Below are 21298 nucleotides of genomic sequence, written 5' to 3'. Positions count from 1 at the left end.
TATTTCCGGCGTTCAAGAGGCATCATCCTGCCTGGGCGCCACGCCGTAATCTGGGAGTTTAAGCAGGAGCCATGGAGGAATTCGTCCTTTCCCTGCCATTGATTGGCCCGTTATGGGAGTCGATAGACCTGTTCTATCGCAGCCGTGCTGATCAGTTGATGGAGGGCTTGAGGATCACCCTCATGACGGCGTTCTCGGCGCTCCCTTTGGCTGTTCTGCTGGGGCTGCTGGGTGCTTGGGCAAAACTATCCAACAGCAAACTGGCCAACACCGTCGGTAGCGCTTACACGGTAATCGTGCGCGGTGTACCGGAATTGGTGCTGATCATCGTCGTGTATTACGGTGTAACGCAGGGAATCCAAGACAGCATCACCGCCCTGACCGGCGAGGATATTCGCATCGACCTCAATCCCTTCGTCACCGGAACCTTGACCCTGGGGACCGTTTACGGGGCCTTCATGACCGAGGTTTTTCGCGGCGCCTTCCAGTCCCTCGACAAGGGGCAGGTGGAGGCCGCGCACGCGATCGGCATGCACCGTATCAAGACGTTCTGGCGAATTATGCTGCCCCAGGTATGGCGATTTGCGCTGCCAGGGATCGGTAACGTCTGGCTGGTGCTTGTCAAGGCCACCGCACTGATGTCGGTTGTGCAGCTTGATGAGTTGATGCGCATGGCCGATGTGCATGGGCGTTCGACCCGCCAACCGTTCTTGTTTTTCATCACGGCAGCCTTTCTCTACCTCGCGATTACGGTGCTTTCGATCCGCTTGCAGCACTGGGCCGAGGTTTGGGCCAACCGCGGCGTGAGGAGAGAGTAATGCCCGATATCTCCTGGCTGCCGGTGATCGATTGGGGAGATTATTCCGGCTGGGGTCCGCTGACCTATGAGTATCTGGGCCGTTATTCCAGGGGATTCATGGTTACGCTGGGCGTGACATTCTCGACGCTGCTTGTCGGGTTTTTCATTGCCATACCGGTCGCAGTCATGCGTCTGTCGCGCAACCCGCTGATCCGCGTGCCCACCTTTGCGTACATGTTCTTTTTTCGCGGTACGCCGCTGATCGTGCAACTTTATCTGTTCTATTACGGCTCGGGGCAGTTTCGGCCCGAACTCCAGAACATGGGCATCTGGTGGTTCTTCAGGGAGCCTCTCTACGTCAGTCTGCTGGTTTATTTGTTGAATACGACGGCTTACACCGCGGAAATCTTCCGCGGCGCCATTCAGGCAGTGCCATTTGGCGAAATTGAGGCGGCGAAGGTCATCGGCATGTCGTCCATGAAGCGCTTCCGCCGGATTATTTTCCCCAAGGCGATTCGTATTGGTTTCCCGGCCTACACAAACGAAGTGGTGTTCCTGTTCCAGGCCGTGGTGATTATTAGCCTCGTTACCGTCATGGACCTTTTCGGGGTTGCGCGTGCGGCGCAGTCTTATTCTTATCGAATTTACGAACCACTGTTCTTCGTCGGGATTGTTTACCTGGCGTCGTCCTACGCGATCTTCTACTTCATGGGACGGGTAGAGACCATGATGATGCGTCACGTACGTGATCGCGGCGATGTCGAGGCTGCCAAGGCCCTTACAGCCAAGAAGACCTTTGCCTTGCGGTAGCTGCCTTTTCAAAGGAAAGCGGGCTGGCCATGAAAGTGAGGTTGGCGACCTTTAATCTGGAGAACCTGGATAGCGGGCCCAAGGCTTCCGCGCCGGTGGAGGCGCGCTTCTCGGTCTTGCGTCCGCAGTTGGCGCGTTTGAATGCAGACGTGCTGTGCTTCCAGGAGGTCAATGCCCAACGTATCCTGTCGGCTGAGCCGCGTAGCCTGGATGCGCTCAATCAGCTTCTCGCAGATAGCCCCTACCAGAACTTTCACCGGTTGGGTACGGCCCATGATGATGGGTCTTTGCTAGATAAGCACAACCTCGTGATCATCAGCCGATGGCCGTTCCTGGAGCGCCGACAGATAAAGGAAGAGCTGTTGGAGCCGCCGCTATATCAGACACGTGTAGAGCCGGACGCTGGGGCCAAGGCTGTGGGCTGGGATCGGCCCTTGCTGGCCGGCTTGATCGAATTCCCCACGATGCAGCGGCTCTGGGTTGTGAATTTGCATCTGCGCGCGCCTCTGGCGGCAGCGTTGCCCGGCGAGAAGAGCGGCAGTTTTTCCTGGAACAGTGTTTCAGGTTGGGCCGAAGGGTTCTTTCTTGCCAGCATGAAGCGTAACGGCCAGGCGTTGGAGGCTCGGCTTTTCGTTGAGGAGGTGCTGTCTGCCGATCCCGATGCTCTAGTGGCTGTTTGTGGCGACCTCAATGCGGAGAGCGAAGAAGTACCCTTAAGGATTCTGCGTGCGGATCTCGATGATACGGGCAATGGGGCTTTGTCCGGCAAGGTCCTGACGCCATTGGAACGCGTTCTTCCCGATTGGCGCAGATTTAGCGTCATTCATGCGGGGCGCAAAACTATGCTGGATCATATACTGGCGTCGCGCAACTTGCTGAATGCATTCAGCACAATCGAAGTGCATAACGAGGCGTTGGGTGACGAACTATCCGCTTATGCGTGCGTCGGGCAAAGCCCAGAAAGTTACCATGCGCCCTTGGTTGCCGAATTTGACATTTTAGACGCGGATTAGATGCGGAAAAAATTGGGCGGAAACCGGTGAGGGTTCCCGCCCAGGCGACGTGAAGAAGAGCAATACTATGACTGCGAAGTAAGTATGCGATGGCTTTGTCTCGACGCAAAGAGTTCTGCCGTTAAATTTTGTTAAGCTATCTATGGTTGGCTATTCGATAATCAACCATTCCACGAATGCACTTACCGGCCACACTTTTGTTTGGGTGTCGTAGAAGGTAGAGTCATAATGTTACGGATGGGGTTTGGGGGCCACATGAAGAGAGCTGGCGTTCGTATTCTGCTGGTGGAGGACGAAGTCGAAGTTGCGGAAACCGTCTCAGACCTTCTGACGGCTTTGGGGCATGAAGTAGCCGTTGCCAACGACGCGGAAACGGCAATCAAGCTATTGCGTGAAGTTCCACCTTTTCAGGTGCTGGTCAGCGATATTGTCATGCCCGGGTTGTCCGGCGCCGAATTGGCGATGGAGGCGCGGCGAATTGCGAAGGATATTCGCGTCGTCCTGACTTCGGGATACAGCGCCAGCGTTGTGGAATCAGCGCGCCGCGAAGTGCCGGGTTGTTGTTATCTTCCAAAGCCCTACAGCATGAAGGAGCTATCGGACGTGGTCGAAGCCTGCCTTGGCAGGAGCGACCCGGTGCAGACTCAAGCGATCCCTACCGGTGGGGCATGATGCGTAGCGGCGTTGGAGCAACAATTGGCGCTTTCAGTTCATCGCTGTGGATGCTGATTTTTGCGGCAATTTTACTGATGACCTCAAGCGTCATTGGACCCAGTAATGCGGCTGCTCAAATCGCCAAGCCAACCGGTGATACCATCCTGGAGATTGATGGCGCAATCGGCCAGGGAAACGATGGTGACCGCGCGGTTTTCGATCTCTCGATGCTGGAAAGCTTTCCTGCGGATATCGTGCGGACGATGACTCCCTGGACGGACGGCGTGCAGGAGTTTCGAGGCGTTCGGTTGGTAAATTTGCTGCAGGCCGTCAAGGCACGGGGCACGTCGGTGGTGCTTACGGCATTGAACGAATACAGCATCACCTTGGATTTGCCGCGCTACCTTCCCTATCAACCGTTGATAGCCTACCAACACAACGGCGCGGAGATGCCGGTTTCCGAAAAAGGCCCGTTGTGGCTGGTTTTCCCGCAGGATGATAATCCGGCGATCGACCGGGCGGATGTGCATGACCTGTGGGTCTGGCAGCTTTACCGCATTACGGTCAGGTGAAGCCAATGTCTGTAACGGAGCCGGTAGAAGGTAAAGAACAACGGAATATTATAACCGAGTACATCATGCTCTTTCTTTGCGTGTTGTTGCTCAGTTCGATTCCGCTCAGCTTGTTTCTGTTCTTTAAGAAGAATGTAGAGATACAGGACAGTGTCAACGAGACCCTCTGGCAGGTCTACAATATCGAGATAGAGGTCTACAAAACTTCCGCCGTCGTGCATGAAGCGATGGAAGCCGACCCGGCCAAGTTTGCTGAAATGCAAGACCAACTGGGTTTACGTTTTCAGATTCTGGTCAGTCGGGTCAGTCTTGCCGGACAGGGTCGTTACGGTGCAGCCCTGGGGCAGTTGGATCCTGACGATCAAGGTCAGGTTCGTAGATTGCAGAGCCTGGTAAAGGAGCTCTATCAGGATTACGAGCGCACCGGCACGACCCGACCATTTGTCGAGAAGCTCGAAATGGCAGTGCCGGAGATGCAGCAGCTCGCTCGTTCGATCTCAACGACACTCTATACGGAAACGAACTGGATCCGTCGAATACACGGCTCTGAAACCCAAATTATCAAGATCATCATCTATGTTTCCTCCGGCGTTGCCGGCTTGCTCACTCTGGCGGTTTTCCTCACGCTTCGAAAGGAAAGCAGCCTCATAGCGCGGATGCTGCGGTTGGAAAAACGCGGACGGCAGGAAGCGCAGCGTCGGGCAGAAGCCGATGCCAAGGCCCATCAGATGTTGTTGCTTTTGTTGGAGGCGGAACGGGATTCGCGGCGCGAGGCCTTGCGGCGCTCGGTTGCCGACCGCAAGGCACAGCAAATGCTGGCTGAGATGGAAAAGGCGCGATCTCTCAGTATTCTGACGGGCGGCGTGGCTCACGAGTTCAACAACCTCCTGATGGTGATCCATGGCAATGCCGAGCTGATGGGGATGTCAGGGGATGAAGAGGCCCGCAGAAACCGCCTGGTTACGCGCATCCTAAGTGCAGCCAAACAAGGAGCGAATCTCAGTCGGCAGCTTTTGGCCTACGCACGTCAACAGGAATTGGATATCGATGATTTTGCTATCGCCGACCTGATCAAGCGCAGCATCGAATTCTCCCGACCGGCGATCAAGGGAAAGGCGCAAATCATTGTCGAGGATTTTGATCCGGACTTGCTTGTCGCTGTCGATGGCGAACAGTTCAAGGGCGTGATGCTCAACCTGTTACTCAACGCGGCCGAGGCGATGCCTCAGGGGGGCGAGATTCGGATCGGCGCGCAGGCGACCACACAAAAACGCCAGGAGGGGCGCGAAACGAACCTGATCCCGGGAGAGTATGTTCTGGTGGAAGTATCGGATCAGGGCACCGGCATGACCGAAGAGGTTATCAAAAGGGCGTTCGACCCATTCTATACGACCAAGGAAGCCGGTCGTGGAACCGGTCTTGGCCTGAGCATGGTAATTGGGTTCGTTCGTCAGTCAGGCGGCGATTGCTGGATTGAGAGCGAGGAAGGAAGGGGCACGAAAATCTTCTTGCTGCTGCCAACGCCCCAGGTCGCGGAAGAGTATCACCGGCATCAGCTTGCCGCCGAGCGAGAAAAGATTAGTCAGGGGTCGGAAGATCAACAATCCGATACAGGCGATAATGCCCTATTTGGTTAGTTTGTAGCCCACGCCACGGATCGTCTTTATGCCGTTGTAACGTGGATTGAGGCCATGCATCTTGTTACGAATCCGGCAGAGATAAACGTCTAAACTACGATCGACACCATCCCAATTCCGACCACTTAGATAAAGATACATCTCGTCTCTTGGAATGACCCGGTTCGGGTTATTTGCAAGGTAGCCGAGGATCGCGGCTTCCTTTTCCGTCAGGTCGATCGTGTTGTCCTTGAAACTCAAGGTGCCGACCAAACTATTGAGAGTGAAGCCATCGAGACGCTGTTCATCCGGCAGGCTGGACCCACTCGCCTCGGTGCGCCGCAAATTACTGCGAATTCGGGCCGATAACTCGGCGAGATCGAAGGGCTTTACAATATAGTCGTCAGCGCCGGCGTCGAGGCCGGTGACGCGATCTTTTACCGCGCCGCGACCCGTAACCAGGATTACCGGCCGATCACAACTGGCACGGACTCTGCGGGTCAGCTCGATGCCGTCCAGATCGGGCAAGGTCAGGTCGATGAGAAAGAGTTCGGGCAGTCCCTCGGTAATGGCGGAGAGCAGAGCTTGCCCGCGCGCGAAGGAACGCACGGAAAAACCCTCACGGCCAAGGAAATGCGTGATCAGTTCTACGATGTCGGGATCGTCCTCGACGATCCAAATGCACGCACGCGGCCCAACCATTCCCGTTCACTTATTGTTGTATCGGTCAGTCATTCTAAACGCGACTTGTTAAAAAATACAAAAAGAACTGAGAAGGCTTTGGCTGGGCTTTCTAACCCTGTACGACAAGCGCTGTCTTTTGGTGTTCACGGCGTCATGTTAGCGTTGCCATAGACGGTTAGAGGTCAGAGACGGGGAGACAAGGACTCCATGAAAACCATTTATTCCGAGGATCACAGACTGCACCACGCGCGACTTGAGTTGATCGACGGAACATTGAAGCCCGCTGTCGAAATGCCGTCGCGGGCCGATACCGTGTTGGCCAGGGTTAGAGAAGTAGGCCTTGGCTCTGTCGACACGCCAACACGACATCCGAGAACTGCGATCGAGAGGGTTCACGCTCCGGCCTATGTGGCCTTTCTCGAACAAGCTTGGTCCCTTTGGACCGCGACGGGACGCGCGCATGATGCACTACCCTTGAACTGGCCAATCCGCGGATTTCGAGGGCGGGAGCCTGAGGCCATCGACGGCAAGCTTTCCTATTACTCGTTTGATGCAGGTTCACCAATCACGGCGGGCACCTGGCAGGCGGCAATCAGTGCCGTGGACGTCGCCTTGACAGGGGTCGATGTGCTGAATGCTGGCGCGCGTAGCGTTTTCTCCCTTTGTCGGCCGCCGGGCCATCACGCGGCTGCTGACTACTATGGTGGGTACTGCTTCCTGAACAATGCGGCTATTGCCGCGCAGGCCTTACGCGATCAGGGCGCCGCGCGGGTCGCGATCCTGGACGTGGACTATCACCATGGAAACGGGACGCAGAGTATTTTCTATGAGCGCTCAGACGTGTATTTCCTGTCGATCCACGGCGATCCTTTGCAGGAATTTCCCTACTTTTTGGGGTATGCGGATGAATTGGGAGAGGCGAGCGGACAAGGGTTCAACCGCAACTATCCACTGCGGTGGGGGAGCGGGTTTGATCTTTGGTCCGCTGCCTTGAAAGATGCGTGCAAGGTAATCTCGGACTACCGAGCCGATGCTCTGGTTGTATCCTTGGGCGTGGACACCTTCGAGAAAGATCCGATTTCGCAGTTTAAGCTCAAGAGCCCGGACTACCTGGAAATTGGACGGACCATCGCGGCATTGAAGCTGCCGACCCTCTTTGCCATGGAAGGCGGTTATGCCGTGGCAGAGATCGGCGTCAATGCGGTCAATGTGCTGAGCGGTTTCGATGAGGCAGCCGGCTAACGCCGCAAAAGATAACCCCCGGGGGCGACCCGGGGGTTATCATTGGTGGAGCCGAGGGGAGTCGAACCCCTGACCTTCTCATTGCGAACGAGACGCTCTCCCAACTGAGCTACGGCCCCTTGCGTGGGCTCCGCCATCCGCTCTCTTACGAGAGGGGGCGAGGCGCGGGCGAATATGGGGGGACGCAACGCGCCTGTCAAGCGGATCGCAGGGCCGGCGGCGAGCAACCGGTTGTACGGCCCAAAAGGCAACTGAATTACGCCGCCAGTCGCTTTCTCGACCCTTGCCGCCATCTCTCTAGCTCGCTAGCTTTAGACGGGGCTGCAGACCCCGAGAGAAAAGGAGGCGAAGAAGGCATGCGCGTGGTTCTAGATCCGCTGATCAGCGTACTTTTGATGGCGATCGACATATACATCTGGATGATTATTGCCAGCGCGATTCTTTCCTGGCTCGTCGCGTTCAATGTCTTGAACCGGCAGAATCAATTCGTCAATTCGATAGGCGTTTTTCTCTGGCGCATCACTGAACCAGCGCTAAAACCGATTCGCCGCATCATCCCGGCTTTTGGTGGGATCGATATCACGCCGGTCATCTTGATCTTGATCCTGATTTTCCTTCAACGGCTTCTATTCAACGTGCTCGTATCCTTGTGAGAAAGCCCTACCGTGATACCGCCGACGGGGTGATGCTCTGGATCAGGCTTCAGCCAGGCGCGCGGCAAACGGCGTTGGGTGGATTACGCGAGGATGCTGCGGGTCAGGTCTGGTGGGAGATCAAAGTCACCGCGCCGCCGGAAGATGGAAAGGCCAATGCGGCGCTGATTAAGCTGTTGGCGAAAACTCTTCGGCAACCCAAGCGCGCCATTGAGATTGTTACGGGTCAATCTGCACGCGAGAAGACACTGCGCGTGCAAGGAGATATCAAAGATATCCAAACGATTGCCACAGCTTTCTTTGCAGAGCAGCCGGTGTCGGAATAGCTCTTGTGAGAGACGTTTTCGGACAGGCGCGCCGAACAAAGCGCACTACCTTCCAGGCAGGCATTGAACAACCAAAGATAAAACCGGGGAAAAGATGAGCAGTAGCAATGTTATCGACGGGAAAGCTTTTGCCGCCGGCCTTCGCGGACGGGTGGCCGAAAAGGTCGCTGAATTGAAGAGCCAGAAGGGTGTCGTGCCCGGACTTGCGGTTGTGCTGGTTGGTGAAGACCCTGCCAGTCAGGTTTATGTGCGCAACAAGGCCAAGCAAACGCTTGAAGCAGGCATGCAGTCTTTTGAGCATAAACTGCCGGATACGACGACGCAGGACGATCTGTTGGCACTGGTTGCCCAACTGAACGCCGACCCCCAGGTTCACGGCATCCTGGTTCAACTTCCCCTACCCAAGCAGATCGACGCTAATGCCGTCATTGGCTCGATCGAACCGGCAAAGGACGTGGACGGATTCAATGTCGTCAACGCAGGTCGTTTGATGACCGGAGCCGGCAAGCCGATGGTTCCCTGTACGCCGCTTGGGTGCCTGCTGCTTTTGCAGGACAGGCTCGGAAAGGATCTGTCGGGCAAGCGGGCCGTCGTGGTTGGGCGTTCCAACATTGTGGGCAAGCCCATGGCTCAACTTCTTTTGGGCGCCAACGCCACGGTGACGATAGCCCATTCGCGCACAGCCGATTTGCCCGGGGAGTGCCGCAACGCTGATATTCTGATTGCCGCTGTCGGGCGGCCCGAGATGATCAAGGGCGACTGGGTAAAGCCCGGAGCAACGGTTATAGACGTGGGCATCAATCGCATAGAAACGCCAGAGGGCAAGACCCGTCTCGTGGGCGATGTGGCTTATTCCGAAGCAGCCGAGGTCGCGGGGGCCATCACGCCGGTGCCGGGCGGTGTCGGTCCCATGACAATCGCGGTGTTGCTTGCAAACTGCGTTACGTCGGCCTACCGTGCCGCAGGCCTCGACGATCCGGCCCTTTAGGCGTCGTCGTCTGCGGGGGCATCGGCTTCCGGTACAATCAAATCGGGACGAGGCAAGGTAAGCCGGATCAATCCTTTGATCGGTTTGTTCGGGTTGGCCGGTTTGCCCTTGCGCAGAATGACGATGCGCCCTTCACGCGCCAAATGGAGCGCCTGTTGCCCCACGGCAGGCAAATAGCGCCGCCAGAGGTCAGGCCGGTCCTTCGGTCGCCGACGCGGCTCGGCGAAAGCACGCGCGACGTCTCCCGGTGTGATGCTGTCACCAGGAGCGGCAGCCTCTAGCAGACTGAGGATCGTGCAGGCGACGGGATCGTCCTGCTTTTCTGTGATGTCATTGCTCATGAGCGCTTACTAGCACGCCCGATTGCGCTTGACGAGAGCCTGGACGCAAGCGTGATCGCCGCTGATAATGCCAGCCATCATGACAGGGTCATTGGAGTCGGTATTTTTGGCAACGCTTGCGTTCGTTGGGGGACACTTCCTCTTCTCGGCGCAGCCCTTGCGTGGATTGTTGGTCGATCGCCTCGGGCAGAGCGGATTCCTGGCTGCGGCGAGCGTCCTGCACGCGAGCACCTTCATATGGCTGTTGCTGGCCTATCGTAGTGCCCCTTTCGACCCGATTTGGGAGCCCCCGCGCTTCCTCCTCCATCTACCAGCCCTGATCATGGTTCCGGCAGTCTTTCTCGTTGTTACCGGTTTGACGACACGGAGCGCCACCGCGGTAGGGGGCGATGCCGTCGAGGTATCCGACCCGACGGTTCTCAACAGCGGCATCCTGCGGATTACCCGGCACCCCTTCCTCTGGGGGACCAGTCTTTGGGCATTGGCTCACCTACTTGTAAACGGCGACGGCGCGTCGATCCTGCTGATGGGGGGAGTTCTTGTGCTGTCCCTGGGCGGCATGCTGCATATCGACCGCAAGCGAGAGGCGGAGATGGGGGCTGCTTGGGGGCCGATCCGCATGACGACCAGTCTGATACCCTTTGCTGCACTGATGACCGGGCGTTGTTCCATGGACTGGCGCGGGATCGGTTGGTGGCGCAGCCTCCTGTCATTGGTGGTCTATGCCGCGCTGCTGGCACTGCACAGCACGGTGATGGGCGTCTCGCCGCTACCGCTTTAGAATCTCATTTTCCTTGCAGAGGGGACATGCAAAAAGGACAATAGTTCTGTCCTTTTTTAGATTGGTACTGTCCGACCTATGGAAAAGAAACCGGACCAGCAGCCGTTGATAAGCGAATTCGGGGATGCCATGGCAGTGGCCCTCCCGCTGATCGCCAGCGTACTCCCTTTTGCGCTGCTTTGGGGTACTTTGGCCCAGCAAGCCGGACTCAGCGCCTTGGAAACCGGCCTGATGTCCGGTTTGGTCTTTGCCGGCAGCGCACAGTTTGTGGCGACGGGAATCTGGACGACACCTCCGGCGGTTGCAACGCTTGTGTTGGCGGTTTTCATCGTCAACCTGCGCCATGTATTGATGGGCGCGGCCCTGGCTCCGGCGATCCGCTCCTGGGGCGGCTGGCGCAGTCATCTGGCGTTGTTCTTTATGGCCGACGAAGTTTGGGCGCTTGCCCTTCAGCGGCGGGCGCAACGCGGACTGACGCCCGGTTTCTATTTCTCCGTGGGGGTCGTTTTCTATCTCTGCTGGGTGGCCAGCACGCAGCTCGGCTATCGCGCTGGGAGCTGGATTCCCGACCCCGCCGCCTATGGCTTCGATTTCGCCTTTGCCGCGGTGTTCCTTTGCCTCGTGCGCAGTTTCTACGTGAGTTGGCGGAGCTTGCTGCCCTGGGTGGCGAGCGCGGCGGTTGCGTCCCTGTCTTACAGTTTCATAGAGGGTGTGTGGTACATCCTGCTGGGGGGGCTGGCCGGGGCCTTGGTGGGCCTGCTTCTGCCACCGCCACGCCCGGCTCATCCGGAGACCGTGTTGTGACACTGGATTGGTTGACCTTCGCGGCGATTGCTGGCATGGCGGCGGCAACCTATTTGACCCGCGTCCTGGGCTTCTGGATGGTTGCACGCCTGTCGTTGAAGGGCCGCGGCGCGGCGGCGTTGGAGGCTGTGCCGGGGTCGGTCCTGATTGCCGTCATTGCGCCAACGGTTTTGCTTCAGGGGCCGGCCGAGGTGCTCGCAGCCGTCATCACGCTCGGCCTGGCATGGCGCATGCCGATCCTTGTCGCGGTGATTGGCGGTGTTGCCTCGGTGGTCGCCCTACGTTGGCTGCTCGGCTAGCCTGTCGGTCAACCCTGTTGGCGGTTGAGCAGGCGTAGCCGCAAAGCGTTCAGTTTGATGAAACCTTCTGCGTCGCGCTGGTCATAGACCTGATCGTCCTCGAAGGTCACGTGCTCCATCGAGTAGAGACTATCCGGCGACTTTCTGCCCTGGACGATAACATTGCCCTTGTAGAGCTTCAGACGCACCGTGCCGTTGACCTTGGCCTGACTCTCGTCGATCAGGGCCTGCAACATGCGCCGTTCGGGGCTGAACCAGAAGCCGTTGTAGATCAGCTCGGCGTAGCGCGGCATCAGCTCATCCTTCAGATGCATCGCGCCGCGGTCGAGGGTAATGGACTCAATCGCCCGATGGGCCTGCAGCAGGATCGTGCCGCCGGGCGTCTCGTAAACGCCGCGCGATTTCATGCCGACGAAGCGGCCTTCCACCAAATCCAGGCGTCCGATGCCGTTGTCGCCCGCTAGTTTGTTGAGGCGGGTCAGCAGGGCTGCTGGCGACAAGGCCTCGCCATCGACGGCGACCGGGTCGCCCCTTTCGAAATCAACGGTGATGATCGTCGGCTCGTCCGGCGCGTCTTCCGGAGAGACGCTGCGCGAAAAGACGTACTCCTCCGGCGCTTCCCAGGGGTCTTCCAGCACTTTGCCTTCGGCGGAGATGTGCAGCAGGTTCGCATCCACCGAGAAGGGCGCCTCGCCGCGCTTATCCTTGGCGATGGGAATCTGGTGCTTCTCGGCGAACTCGATCAGCTTGGTGCGGCTGGTCAGGTCCCACTCGCGCCAGGGCGCGATGACCTTGATGTCGGGGTTGAGCGCATAGTAACCCAGTTCGAAACGAACCTGATCGTTGCCCTTGCCGGTTGCCCCGTGGCAGACGGCGTCCGCGCCGACCTCGCGGGCGATTTCGATCTGCCGTTTGGCGATCAGCGGTCGCGCGATCGAGGTGCCCAGCAGGTAAAGCCCTTCGTACACGGCATTCGCGCGGAACATCGGGAAGACATAATCTTTCACAAAGGTTTCGCGCAGGTCTTCGATGAAGATATGTTTCGGGTTGATACCGAGCATCTCGGCTTTCTTGCGGGCCGGCTCAAGCTCTTCGCCCTGACCGAGATCAGCAGTGAAGGTCACCACCTCGCATCGGTAGGTCTCCTGCAACCATTTCAGGATCACAGAAGTATCGAGTCCGCCTGAGTAGGCGAGGACGACGCGCTTGATTTCGCTCATGGGACACCTTCACAACATCTTGGGTTTGGACGGCCCGTCTCAGGCCGTGACCGCGCGGCGGCGAGTATAGGCAAAAGGCGTTCTCTTACAAGAGGGCGTTCCGTCGCCATTGCGCAAGTGTCATGGGTCTTGCAAGGCCAATGGCTTGCTGATCGTGTCGGTAGCCGCCTTATCGCGCCTCTGCGTCAGCTTTTTGGCGCGAATCAGAGAGACAGGCTTCTCGTCTGTGCCGCAGTTTGGGGCAGCGACCAAATTGAGACACGAGGGCAGAAAAGATGCCAGGACCCATGCGGGATGCGGGGAGCCGGACCAGAGGGTTTTCGGCGGCGGAACTTGCGCTTTACGAGGCGCAAGGATTTTTCGCCCCCCTGACGCTTATGGAGCCTGCCGCCATGGCGGCGCACAGGGCAGCGCTAGAGATGGCGGAGGCGCGGCTGGGCCCTCTGCATTACAAGACCAAGCCCTATCTGATCTGCGGCTCCGCCAACGAGTTGGCGCGTGATCCGACACTGCTGGATGCGGTTGAAGCACTCATCGGGCCGGACATCCTGTTGTGGGACAGCGCCTATGTGATCAAGGAGCCCCATAGCCGGGGAAAGGTCTCCTGGCATCAGGATCTGACCTATTGGGGCCTGGATAGCGACAAGTTGGTGACCGCCTGGATCGCGATCAGCGACGCCACGCCGGAAAACGGCTGCATGATGATGCTGCCCGGATCACATAAGAGCGGTCGGCAGGCACACCGTGATACCTATTCGGACGACAACATCCTGCACCGCGGTCAGACCGTGGATAAGGAAATCCGTGAGGACGACATTGTTCATGCGTCTCTCATCGCGGGCCAGGCTTCCCTGCACCATGGCTGGACCCTGCATGCATCCCAACCTAACCGAAGCGATAGGCGCCGGATTGGCCTGACACTGCAATACGCGGCTACATCGGTTCGGCAAACGGTTATCGACAACGAGACGGCGACACTGGTGCGTGGCGAGGACCGCTTCCATCACTTTGAAGAAGAACCGCGCTTCGTTGGGGACTTCAATCCGGGAATGTTGGCCTATCGCGAAGAACTGGAGCGCCGTAAGCACGCTGTCTACGATGCGGATAGCCCGACGTGAGCGTTGACGCGCCCACCCTGGGTTTTGACCGGGAACGCATCATCGGATTGTCGCTCGTGATGCTGGCGGGCACCTTCTGGAGCACCTCCGGAATGTTTGTGCGTTCCATGGAGGAAGTGGACGCGTGGCAACTGCTGTTCTACCGGTCAATTTCAGTGGTTGTTGCCGCGGGACTCTACTTTGCCTGGCGCCAGCGTGGACGCAGCTTCGCTGTTCTGCGCAACGAGGCGCGTCTCTCCCTGATCGGCGGGTTCTTTCTGGCCGTGGCCTCTGCTGGCTTCGTCTTTGCGCTTTTTTACACCACCGTGGCCAACGCGGTCTTCATGCTGGCCGCCGGTCCCTTCATGACGGCGATCCTGGCTTGGTTCATTCTCAAGGAGCCAATCCGCAAGGCAACCTGGATCACCATGTGCATCGCCGGGTTCGGGGTCGCCTACATGGTGCAAGGCGGCGTGGAGGCCGGTCGTTGGCTGGGCAACGTCACCGCGCTGATCTCGGTTGCCGGGTTTGCCTGCTATGCGGTCACGCTCCGTCAGGCGTCCTCCAGGGACAGCAAGCGCGAGACCATGCCGGTTGTGATCGTGGGCGGCTTGATGACTGCGCTTTTCGGTGCCGTGATGCTGGAAAGCTTTTCCGTTAATTTGCACGACCTGCTGCTCTGCCTGTTGATGGGGGTCGTGCAGATCGTTCTGGGCATGGTGCTGTTCTTGAAGGGAGCGTCCAGGGTCTCGGCCGCCGAGTTGTCGCTCTTATCCCTGACCGAGGTCGTGCTCAGCCCTGGTTGGGTCTGGATGTTCTACGGGGAGGTGCCGGAAACCACGACGGCCATCGGCGGCGGGCTTGTCATGGTCGCCGTGCTGTTGCGCGCTGTCTCCGGTCTGCGGCGTCGACCCACCTGGCGGTCCGTGTGAAAGTGTCAGGTCTCGGCCGGAACCGCCGCCGCCGCCAAAGCGGCATCGCGCTCGGTTTTCTTCAGCCGTTGGCTTTCACTCTTGAGCTGTCCGCAGGCGGCGAGGATATCCTGACCCCGGGGTTGACGCACGGGTGCTGAGAGATTTCCGGCCGCTAGAATATCGGCAAAGCGGTTGATGCGCTCGCTCGTCGAGCATTCGAACTGCACGCCCGGCCAAGGGTTGAAGGGAATCAGGTTCACCTTCGCCGGGATGTCTTTGAGGATACGGATAAGCTGACGCGCATCCGCATCGCTATCGTTGACGTCCTTTAGCATCACATACTCGAAAGTGATGCGCCGGGCATTATGGATACCGGGATAGTCTCGACAGGCCTGCAAAAGTTCGGCGATCGGGTACTTCTTGTTGATCGGCACGATGTGGTCCCGGATCTCGTCGTTGACCGCGTGCAGCGACACCGCAAGGTTGACGCCTAACTCCTCGCCGCAGCGCTTCATCATCGGCACGACACCGGCCGTCGAGAGCGTGATCTTGCGCTTGGAGATGCCCAGTCCCTCGCCATCCATGATAATCTTGAGAGCCTTGGCGACGTTGTCGAAATTGTACAGAGGCTCGCCCATTCCCATCATCACCAGGTTGGTGATCTGGCGGCCTTCCCGGCTGGCGGGCCATTCGTCGAAGCTGTCCTTGGCCAGGATTACCTGGCCGACGATTTCGGTGGCCGAAAGGTTGCGTACCAGCCGCTGCGTGCCCGTATGGCAAAAGCGGCAGGTCAGGGTGCAGCCGACCTGGCTGGAAACGCAAAGGGTGCCACGATCGCTTTCGGGAATGTGGACACTCTCGACTTCCTGGCCATCGGGGAAGCGCAGCAGCCATTTCTGCGTACCGTCGCTCGACTCCTGGTGCAGCTTCACGCCAGGCCGACCAACCTCGAACCGCTCCGCCAGCTTCTCCCGGAAGCCCTTGGAGAGCGAGGTCATTTGGGCGAAGTCCGTTTCACCCCGGTCATAGATCCAGTGCCAGAGCTGTTTGGCGCGGAAGGCAGGCTCACCCAAGCCAGTGATGGTCTCGGTCAATTCCTCGCGGGAAAGACCAAGCAGCAACGGCCGCCCGTCGGTTATGGCGGGCGGTGGGGCAAAGGCTTGTGTGTGTGCGCTTCCAGTCATGGGCGCCTAGATAAGCCTGCGAAGGCTCCTCGGCAAGGGAATCCTTGTTAAGACCCTTTACGGACAGGCTTTGGAAATGGCGTCATAAGCCGCCGTGAAACCCTTCAGGGAGTATGTGTCCTTGGTCTTGGTGCCGCGCGAGGATACGCCCTGGACGACCATGTCCAGCCCAGCCTTCATGGCAGTCACCATGGCCTTATCCGTCTCGCTATCGCGCGCCCAGGCATTGCCTTCCTGGGTAAAGAGCGCAAAGGAACGGTTCTCCACCGTCACGGTCACATCGGAGCCATCTTGGTAGGTATAGCCTGCTTCAATGGATACGACGTCGCGGGTTTCCCGCGCAGGCCGGTGGGTCACCATGGCCGAGATATTTCCACGGCGGGTGTAGTTGCCCTCCGCCTTTGCCGGCGTTGCGGACATGAAGCAAATCTTCTGACCGCCCGATTCATAGGTGTAAGCGGTCCACTGCTGGAAACTGCCAAGTTGCTCAACGGCCTGGGCCGAGGCATTTTCCGTGCTGAAACCCAAGATCAAGAGCCCTAGGGCCGCTCCGAGCAAGGAGCGGGCCGTCATCCTGTCGACCAAGCATCCGTGATTGCCTTTTGCCGCCGATGTCGATGTGATCTGCACTGCTGGTCCCTCTCGTTTCTCAACTGTCGCGCTGCCGTGGCAAACTCTTCCCGGCGAGCCTAGCGTTTGTCGACTTCCAGCGGAAGTCCGCCGCAACCCCCGCCGATAATCTTCATGTCTTTCTGCGCCGAAGCACAGGACCCCCACTCACATGGGGCGGTTTTTCTCCGGGCCCACCTAGGCTTCCGACCGCACGCGGGGCGAAGCGCCCGAGCGATCGCATGCGATCATACATCACGATGGCCCCTGCAACGCCGACATTGACACAGAATTTTGTCGGTATTTTGACAACCTGATCACAGCGTTCAATTAATTCCGGGCTGAGCGAGCCGCGTTCCGGGCCCAGGACATAGGCGGCGTTGTGCGGGTGGTGAAAGGATGGCAGGTCGACCGCATCGTCGGTGAGTTCCACGCCAACCAATCTGCATTCGCGCGGCAAAGTCAGGGACCCCACGGTGGGGAAGGTATAGAGGGGCAGATTCTTGGCAGCGTCGGATGTGTCGGAAAGCTTCACTTCCTTTGGATTGAAGTCCGGGTCGATGGTGAAAAAGAAACTGGCTCCGAAGGCATGCGCCGACCGCATCAGGCTACCCAAGTTCATGGGTTTGCTGATCTGCTGCACGCCGAATCCAAAATACCCTCTCATGACCCGAGGGAACTTGCACCGCGCCGCGCCGCAAGGCAAGGTCTGGACAAATCATTTACCGCATACAGGACGGCCTTCATGCTTGAACATGAGAAGGATACCACGGGTGAAAGCTCTTCGTCGGGCAAAGCCCATGCCAATCCGTTGCTGGTTGAACTGACGCGTGGCGATATGGTCGAAAGCGTTCACCGGGCCCGCTACGCGGTGGTCGACAACGAGGGGCGGGTTGTATTACAGGCCGGCGACATAGAGGCGCCAATCTATGCCCGTTCCGCCATCAAATCCCTTCAAGCCATCCCGCTGATCGAAACCGGTGCGGCCGAGGCCTTCGGTTTGGGCGACGCGGAAATTTCAATGGCCTGCGCCAGTCACGACGGGGAGCCACGTCATGTTGAAACCGTACTGGCCTGGCTGGAGCGTATCGGTTGCGGTGTCGAGGATCTCGAATGCGGTGCGCATTTGCCCTACGATCCCGCGTCGATGGAGTCATTGTTGCGGAGCGGAAACGCCCCGACCGCTGCGCATAACAATTGCTCGGGCAAGCATAGCGGCTTCTTGACCACCGCCCGCCACAAGGGAGAGGCGACCAAGGGTTACATCCGCCGCGATCATCCCGTACAGCAGCGCATTCTTGGTGTTCTGGAAGCCATGACCGGGCTCGATCTGTCGCGCGTACCTATGGGCATCGACGGTTGCGGTATTCCGGTAATCGGAATGCCACTGGGCAATATCGCCCTGGCCATGGCGCGGCTTGGCAGCCCGGACGATCAACCAGACCGCCGTCAGGAAGCTTGCGCGCGCATTCGCGGGGCGATTGCCAACGAGCCAATCATGATGGGTGGGACGCGGCGGTTCGATAGTCGGGTTATCGCCGCCGTCGGGGGGCGTGCCATCGTCAAGACCGGGGCCGAAGGCGTCTACTGCGGGACGGTGCCTGATTTGGGACTGGGTTTCGCCGTCAAGGTGGATGATGGGGCGGGGCGGGCCAGCGAGATTGTCGCTGGCGCCCTTCTGCGCCGTCTGGGTGTTATCGACGATCAGCAGGCCGAGGCGCTTTCGGAGTTGTTGCGGCCGGCCATATTGAACCGGGCCGGTCGCGATGTTGGCGTAATTCGTACCGCCAGCGCGGCCCGCTTCTGAGGTGTAATAACCAGCGGATGAGAGGTTGAAGAATGCGCGCAGTTATCTGTGACTCTTGGGGTGAGCCGGAATCTCTTAAGGTTGGTCAACTTCCGGAGCCCCGACCAGGGGCCGGCGATGTTTTGATCCGCGTGGCGGCGGCCGGGTTGAACTTTGCGGATACCTTGATGATCGCGGGCAAATACCAAGAGAAACCGCCGTTTCCATTCAGTCCTGGCCTGGAAGTAGCAGGCGAGGTTCTGGAAGTTGGCGAGGGTGTGTCCGGGACAAAGCCCGGTGATCGCGTCTTGGCGGTCGTTGATCACGGTGGATTTGCGGAGCAGGCCATCGCCCGCGAAAGCGATGTTTTCAAAATTCCCGATAGTCTCGACTTCCAATCGGCGGCAGGCTTTCCCATCACCTATGGAACGGCGCATGGCGCACTGGTCTGGCGTGCCGGATTGAAGGCGGGAGAGACGCTGTTGGTGCATGGTGCTGCCGGCGGGGTTGGCTTGGCAGCGGTTGAAGTCGGCAAGGCCCTGGGGGCACGGGTGATCGCATCGGCCGGTGGTGCGGACCGGTGTCGTCTCGCCGAAGCCCACGGCGCGGACGCCTCCATCGACTATCGAACTGACGACCTTCGTGCCGCCGTGAAGGATATGACCGACGGGCGCGGTGTGGATGTGGTTTTCGACCCCGTCGGCGGAGATATCTTCGATGCCTCCCTGCGCTGTCTGGCATGGTCCGGCCGATTGCTCACCATCGGGTTTGCAGCCGGACGGGTACCGCAGGCGGCCGCAAACATTCTGTTGGTGAAAAATATTTCGGTGGTTGGTTGTTATTGGGGCTCTTACCGCAAACAGGCGCCGGAAATGCTGCGCGACGAGTTCGCCGAGCTGTTTGGCTGGTACGATGCGGGCCTGCTGAAGCCGCATGTGTCGCACGCACTGCCCCTGGAAAAAATCGCAGAAGCAATGCAGTTGCTATTGTCGCGCCGCTCTACCGGAAAGGTCGTCTTGACGACCGACGCTTGAGTGCCGACGTCAATCGGGCCATCAACCCTGGTCTCGCAGGTAGTAGAGCAGGTCCAATGGTGGCGGCATGAGTCCTGCATCCTTGAGCAGGGCGTGCGCCTGCCCTCTGTGGTGGGTCTGGTGGTTGAAGATATGGGATAGCACCTGGTGCAAGGGGTTGCGCATCTGCCCGCCGGTGATGGTGTGGTAGGTAAGATCGGCAGCCAGCGCTTCGTCGGTCATGGTGGCAACCCTTGCCTCGATAGCCGCGTCCTCCTGCTCCCTTGCGGCGCGAAGCTCCGCAAAATCCTCGTAAAGGATACCGTCAAGCTGCGTGTGGCGTCCCGGACGGCCTTCTACACGGTCGAACCATAGTTGGTCGACCAGCAACAGATGATTGAGCGTGCCGAGCAGGGAGCCAAAGTAAGCCGCAGGTCGTGGTAGGCGCTTTGCCTCATCGCTCAGGGTTGCCGTCGCCTCATAGAGGCGCCGATTGGCCCAAGTGTTGTAGCGGGAAAAAGTTTGAAAATGAGCTTTCATAGTCTTATCCATCTGTAACATCTCATAATATAGCGATTAACTGCAAATCGATTAAAATTAACTTCCAATACGACATATCTAGCTGAAATGCTGCCTAATAAATATAAAACAGTTTAAAAATTTCTTATAAAGCAATAACATAAAAAATTAACGTAAGATCAGTTCAAGTCTATCAAGCGCCTTCGACAAGAGGTTGTGAGAAGACGCATAACAAAGGCGCATGTGCCCCTCGCCGCCCGGCCCGAAAGCAGAGCCTGGCGCCAGCCCGACACCGGTTTCGGATAAAATCCTCTTGGCGAAGGACAAGCTGTCCTCCACTCCGTCAATGCGAAAGAACGCATAGAAAGAGGCGGTTGGGCGCGATAGCGTGACCCGCTCCATTGCCGCCAGCCGCTGGAACACCATCTCGCCGCCCTGGCGGCAACGGTCGACCATGGAGCGCGCGAAGGTCTCGCCCTGGGGCGTCAGCGCCGCCAAGGCGCCATGCTGAAGGAATGCCTGCGACCCGGAGGTCGAAAACTCGATCAACTGATCGACGATCTTTCCGAAGGCAGGCGGCGTGATCAGCCATCCCAAGCGCCAGCCGGTCATGGCCCAGGCCTTAGAGAAGGAGTTTATGTGGATCACCGGGTCGTCCGGTTCCGCCAGCTGAAGGAAAGACGGTGCAACCGAGCGGTCGTAAACGAAGCGGGCGTAAACCTCATCGGCCAGCAGCCAGATACCGCGGGATCGGCAAAAATCGAGTATCTCGCGTTGCTGATCGGCTTCTATCATCCAACCGGTCGGATTGCCCGGCGAATTTACGAACAATGCGCGCGTGCGGTCGGTGACCAGGGAAAAAAGCCTCTCCAGATCCAGCGTGAATCCGCCTTCCGGTTTCGGATCGAGGGTGGCAAAGCGAACTTCGGCATGCTGCACCTGCGCCGCCTTGACCACATTCGGCCAACTCGGCGCGACCACGATGAGGTTATCGCCCGGTTCGAACAATGCCTGACAGATCAACGTGATACCGTGCATTCCCGAGGCCGTCACGCTGACGCGGTCGGCCGACATGGGGATTCCGTACAGTCCGGCAGTGTAGTCGGCGATGCCCTGGCGTAACTCGGGAATGCCACGCTTGTGAGTGTAGAAAGTCTTGCCGGCCTGAAGGGCCGCATAGGCTGCGTCGGAAATGAAAGCCGGGGTTGCTTGGTCACTTTCTCCCACCCAAAGCGGGATCACGTCGTCCATCCCAAAGCCTAGTTCCCAGAGCTGAACTATCCTGGAAGGTTCCATGGCGGCGACATCATGACGGACAAAAGCGGGGAACCGCTTTTCCTCGCTCGGCATGGAACCCTTGATATCAGCCATCTA

Annotated in this window: 25 protein-coding genes and 1 tRNA gene; 17 read left to right on the top strand and 9 right to left on the bottom strand. The window is 58.6% G+C overall.

Going from position 1 to position 21298, the window contains the following annotated elements:
* Nucleotides 1-71 precede the first annotated feature (71 nt).
* The 6 genes from FHR98_RS13305 (at nucleotide 72) to FHR98_RS13280 (ending at nucleotide 5485) form a co-directional block, all read left to right on the top strand.
* The gene (locus FHR98_RS13305; protein ID WP_183417200.1) at nucleotides 72-818 is read left to right on the top strand and encodes an ABC transporter permease; all 747 of its coding nucleotides are present in this window, start codon (nucleotides 72-74) and stop codon (nucleotides 816-818) included.
* Complete coding sequence (locus FHR98_RS13300) at nucleotides 818-1609, top strand: ABC transporter permease (RefSeq protein WP_183417199.1); 792 nt, start codon at nucleotides 818-820, stop codon at nucleotides 1607-1609. The genes FHR98_RS13305 and FHR98_RS13300 overlap by 1 nt, the downstream gene beginning before the upstream one ends.
* A 29-nt stretch (nucleotides 1610-1638) precedes the next feature.
* Nucleotides 1639-2622 carry an endonuclease/exonuclease/phosphatase family protein gene (locus FHR98_RS13295; protein ID WP_183417198.1) on the top strand — a complete coding sequence of 328 codons (984 nt, stop codon included), beginning with the start codon at nucleotides 1639-1641 and terminating at the stop codon, nucleotides 2620-2622.
* A gap of 255 nt (nucleotides 2623-2877) precedes the next feature.
* Entirely contained in the window at nucleotides 2878-3294 is a 417-nt protein-coding gene (locus FHR98_RS13290) for a response regulator (RefSeq protein ID WP_183417197.1), read from the top strand.
* A gap of 77 nt (nucleotides 3295-3371) precedes the next feature.
* Nucleotides 3372-3848 (top strand): putative pterin-binding protein, encoded by a 477-nt coding sequence (locus tag FHR98_RS13285; protein WP_183417196.1) that lies wholly within the window; start codon nucleotides 3372-3374, stop codon nucleotides 3846-3848.
* 5 nt (nucleotides 3849-3853) lie between these two features.
* Nucleotides 3854-5485 carry a sensor histidine kinase gene (locus FHR98_RS13280; protein ID WP_183417195.1) on the top strand — a complete coding sequence of 544 codons (1632 nt, stop codon included), beginning with the start codon at nucleotides 3854-3856 and terminating at the stop codon, nucleotides 5483-5485.
* Here the strand turns inward: FHR98_RS13280 and FHR98_RS13275 are convergent.
* Nucleotides 5474-6166, bottom strand: coding sequence for a response regulator transcription factor (locus FHR98_RS13275; RefSeq protein ID WP_183417194.1), 693 nt, complete (start codon nucleotides 6164-6166; stop codon nucleotides 5474-5476). The genes FHR98_RS13280 and FHR98_RS13275 overlap by 12 nt on opposite strands.
* 189 nt (nucleotides 6167-6355) lie before the next feature.
* On the opposite strand from FHR98_RS13275, the gene FHR98_RS13270 reads away from it, so the two are divergent.
* Nucleotides 6356-7390: a histone deacetylase family protein gene (locus tag FHR98_RS13270; protein ID WP_183417193.1), complete on the top strand. Its 1035-nt coding sequence runs from the start codon at nucleotides 6356-6358 to the stop codon at nucleotides 7388-7390.
* Nucleotides 7391-7433: 43 nt separating this feature from the next.
* Here FHR98_RS13270 and FHR98_RS13265 read toward each other — a convergent pair.
* Nucleotides 7434-7509: transfer RNA gene (locus FHR98_RS13265), tRNA-Ala, on the bottom strand.
* A gap of 237 nt (nucleotides 7510-7746) precedes the next feature.
* Here FHR98_RS13265 and FHR98_RS13260 point away from each other — a divergent pair.
* The 3 genes from FHR98_RS13260 to folD all read left to right on the top strand — a co-directional run bounded on the left by FHR98_RS13260 (nucleotide 7747) and on the right by folD (nucleotide 9357).
* Nucleotides 7747-8043 carry a YggT family protein gene (locus tag FHR98_RS13260; RefSeq protein ID WP_183417192.1) on the top strand — a complete coding sequence of 99 codons (297 nt, stop codon included), beginning with the start codon at nucleotides 7747-7749 and terminating at the stop codon, nucleotides 8041-8043.
* The gene (locus tag FHR98_RS13255; RefSeq protein WP_322091258.1) at nucleotides 8040-8369 is read left to right on the top strand and encodes a DUF167 domain-containing protein; all 330 of its coding nucleotides are present in this window, start codon (nucleotides 8040-8042) and stop codon (nucleotides 8367-8369) included. The genes FHR98_RS13260 and FHR98_RS13255 overlap by 4 nt, the downstream gene beginning before the upstream one ends.
* 94 nt (nucleotides 8370-8463) lie before the next feature.
* Nucleotides 8464-9357, top strand: coding sequence for a bifunctional methylenetetrahydrofolate dehydrogenase/methenyltetrahydrofolate cyclohydrolase FolD (folD, locus tag FHR98_RS13250; protein WP_183417191.1), 894 nt, complete (start codon nucleotides 8464-8466; stop codon nucleotides 9355-9357).
* Here folD and FHR98_RS13245 read toward each other — a convergent pair.
* Nucleotides 9354-9698 carry a DUF3253 domain-containing protein gene (locus FHR98_RS13245; protein WP_183417190.1) on the bottom strand — a complete coding sequence of 115 codons (345 nt, stop codon included), beginning with the start codon at nucleotides 9696-9698 and terminating at the stop codon, nucleotides 9354-9356. The two genes, folD and FHR98_RS13245, sit on opposite strands and share 4 nt — an antisense overlap.
* 79 nt (nucleotides 9699-9777) lie before the next feature.
* Here FHR98_RS13245 and FHR98_RS13240 point away from each other — a divergent pair, with 79 nt between their 5' ends.
* The 3 genes from FHR98_RS13240 (at nucleotide 9778) to FHR98_RS13230 (ending at nucleotide 11582) form a co-directional block, all read left to right on the top strand.
* Nucleotides 9778-10479, top strand: coding sequence for an NnrU family protein (locus tag FHR98_RS13240; RefSeq protein ID WP_183417189.1), 702 nt, complete (start codon nucleotides 9778-9780; stop codon nucleotides 10477-10479).
* Between the two features lie 129 nt (nucleotides 10480-10608).
* Complete coding sequence (locus FHR98_RS13235; RefSeq protein WP_183417188.1) at nucleotides 10609-11283, top strand: AzlC family ABC transporter permease; 675 nt, start codon at nucleotides 10609-10611, stop codon at nucleotides 11281-11283.
* Entirely contained in the window at nucleotides 11280-11582 is a 303-nt protein-coding gene (locus FHR98_RS13230; RefSeq protein WP_183417187.1) for an AzlD family protein, read from the top strand. The genes FHR98_RS13235 and FHR98_RS13230 overlap by 4 nt, the downstream gene beginning before the upstream one ends.
* Before the next feature lie 8 nt (nucleotides 11583-11590).
* On the opposite strand, the gene FHR98_RS13225 is transcribed toward FHR98_RS13230, so the two are convergent.
* Nucleotides 11591-12802, bottom strand: a complete 1212-nt coding sequence (locus FHR98_RS13225) for an argininosuccinate synthase (protein ID WP_183417186.1) — start codon at nucleotides 12800-12802, stop codon at nucleotides 11591-11593.
* Nucleotides 12803-13077: 275 nt separating this feature from the next.
* Between FHR98_RS13225 and FHR98_RS13220 the strand changes: the two genes are divergently transcribed.
* Both FHR98_RS13220 and FHR98_RS13215 read left to right on the top strand, forming a co-directional pair.
* Nucleotides 13078-13920, top strand: coding sequence for a phytanoyl-CoA dioxygenase family protein (locus tag FHR98_RS13220; RefSeq protein WP_183417185.1), 843 nt, complete (start codon nucleotides 13078-13080; stop codon nucleotides 13918-13920).
* Nucleotides 13917-14831, top strand: coding sequence for a DMT family transporter (locus FHR98_RS13215; protein ID WP_183417184.1), 915 nt, complete (start codon nucleotides 13917-13919; stop codon nucleotides 14829-14831). Before FHR98_RS13220 ends, FHR98_RS13215 begins: the two co-directional genes overlap by 4 nt.
* A gap of 5 nt (nucleotides 14832-14836) precedes the next feature.
* On the opposite strand, the gene rlmN is transcribed toward FHR98_RS13215, so the two are convergent.
* From rlmN to FHR98_RS13200, 3 genes are all read right to left on the bottom strand, one after another.
* Nucleotides 14837-15997, bottom strand: a complete 1161-nt coding sequence (gene rlmN, locus FHR98_RS13210) for a dual-specificity RNA methyltransferase RlmN (protein WP_183417183.1) — start codon at nucleotides 15995-15997, stop codon at nucleotides 14837-14839.
* A 57-nt stretch (nucleotides 15998-16054) separates the two neighbouring features.
* The gene (locus FHR98_RS16675) at nucleotides 16055-16627 is read right to left on the bottom strand and encodes an invasion associated locus B family protein (RefSeq protein ID WP_221205903.1); all 573 of its coding nucleotides are present in this window, start codon (nucleotides 16625-16627) and stop codon (nucleotides 16055-16057) included.
* A 112-nt stretch (nucleotides 16628-16739) separates the two neighbouring features.
* On the bottom strand, nucleotides 16740-17273 hold the full coding sequence (locus FHR98_RS13200) for an RNA methyltransferase (RefSeq protein WP_183417182.1): 534 nt from the start codon (nucleotides 17271-17273) through the stop codon (nucleotides 16740-16742).
* Nucleotides 17274-17351: 78 nt separating this feature from the next.
* Between FHR98_RS13200 and FHR98_RS13195 the strand changes: the two genes are divergently transcribed.
* Both FHR98_RS13195 and FHR98_RS13190 read left to right on the top strand, forming a co-directional pair.
* Nucleotides 17352-18413: an asparaginase gene (locus FHR98_RS13195; RefSeq protein WP_183417181.1), complete on the top strand. Its 1062-nt coding sequence runs from the start codon at nucleotides 17352-17354 to the stop codon at nucleotides 18411-18413.
* A 32-nt stretch (nucleotides 18414-18445) separates the two neighbouring features.
* On the top strand, nucleotides 18446-19426 hold the full coding sequence (locus FHR98_RS13190; RefSeq protein WP_183417180.1) for an NADPH:quinone oxidoreductase family protein: 981 nt from the start codon (nucleotides 18446-18448) through the stop codon (nucleotides 19424-19426).
* 21 nt (nucleotides 19427-19447) lie between these two features.
* On the opposite strand, the gene FHR98_RS13185 is transcribed toward FHR98_RS13190, so the two are convergent.
* Complete coding sequence (locus FHR98_RS13185; RefSeq protein WP_183417179.1) at nucleotides 19448-19957, bottom strand: DinB family protein; 510 nt, start codon at nucleotides 19955-19957, stop codon at nucleotides 19448-19450.
* Between the two features lie 135 nt (nucleotides 19958-20092).
* Nucleotides 20093-21295, bottom strand: coding sequence for a pyridoxal phosphate-dependent aminotransferase (locus FHR98_RS13180; protein ID WP_183417178.1), 1203 nt, complete (start codon nucleotides 21293-21295; stop codon nucleotides 20093-20095).
* Nucleotides 21296-21298 lie beyond the last annotated feature (3 nt).

Origin of the sequence: Limibacillus halophilus (assembly GCF_014191775.1) — a bacterium.
Taxonomy (GTDB): Bacteria; Pseudomonadota; Alphaproteobacteria; order Kiloniellales; family CECT-8803; genus Limibacillus; species Limibacillus halophilus.
Note: the sequence above shows the minus strand (reverse complement) of the source record. Positions and strands in the feature narration are given on the sequence as shown.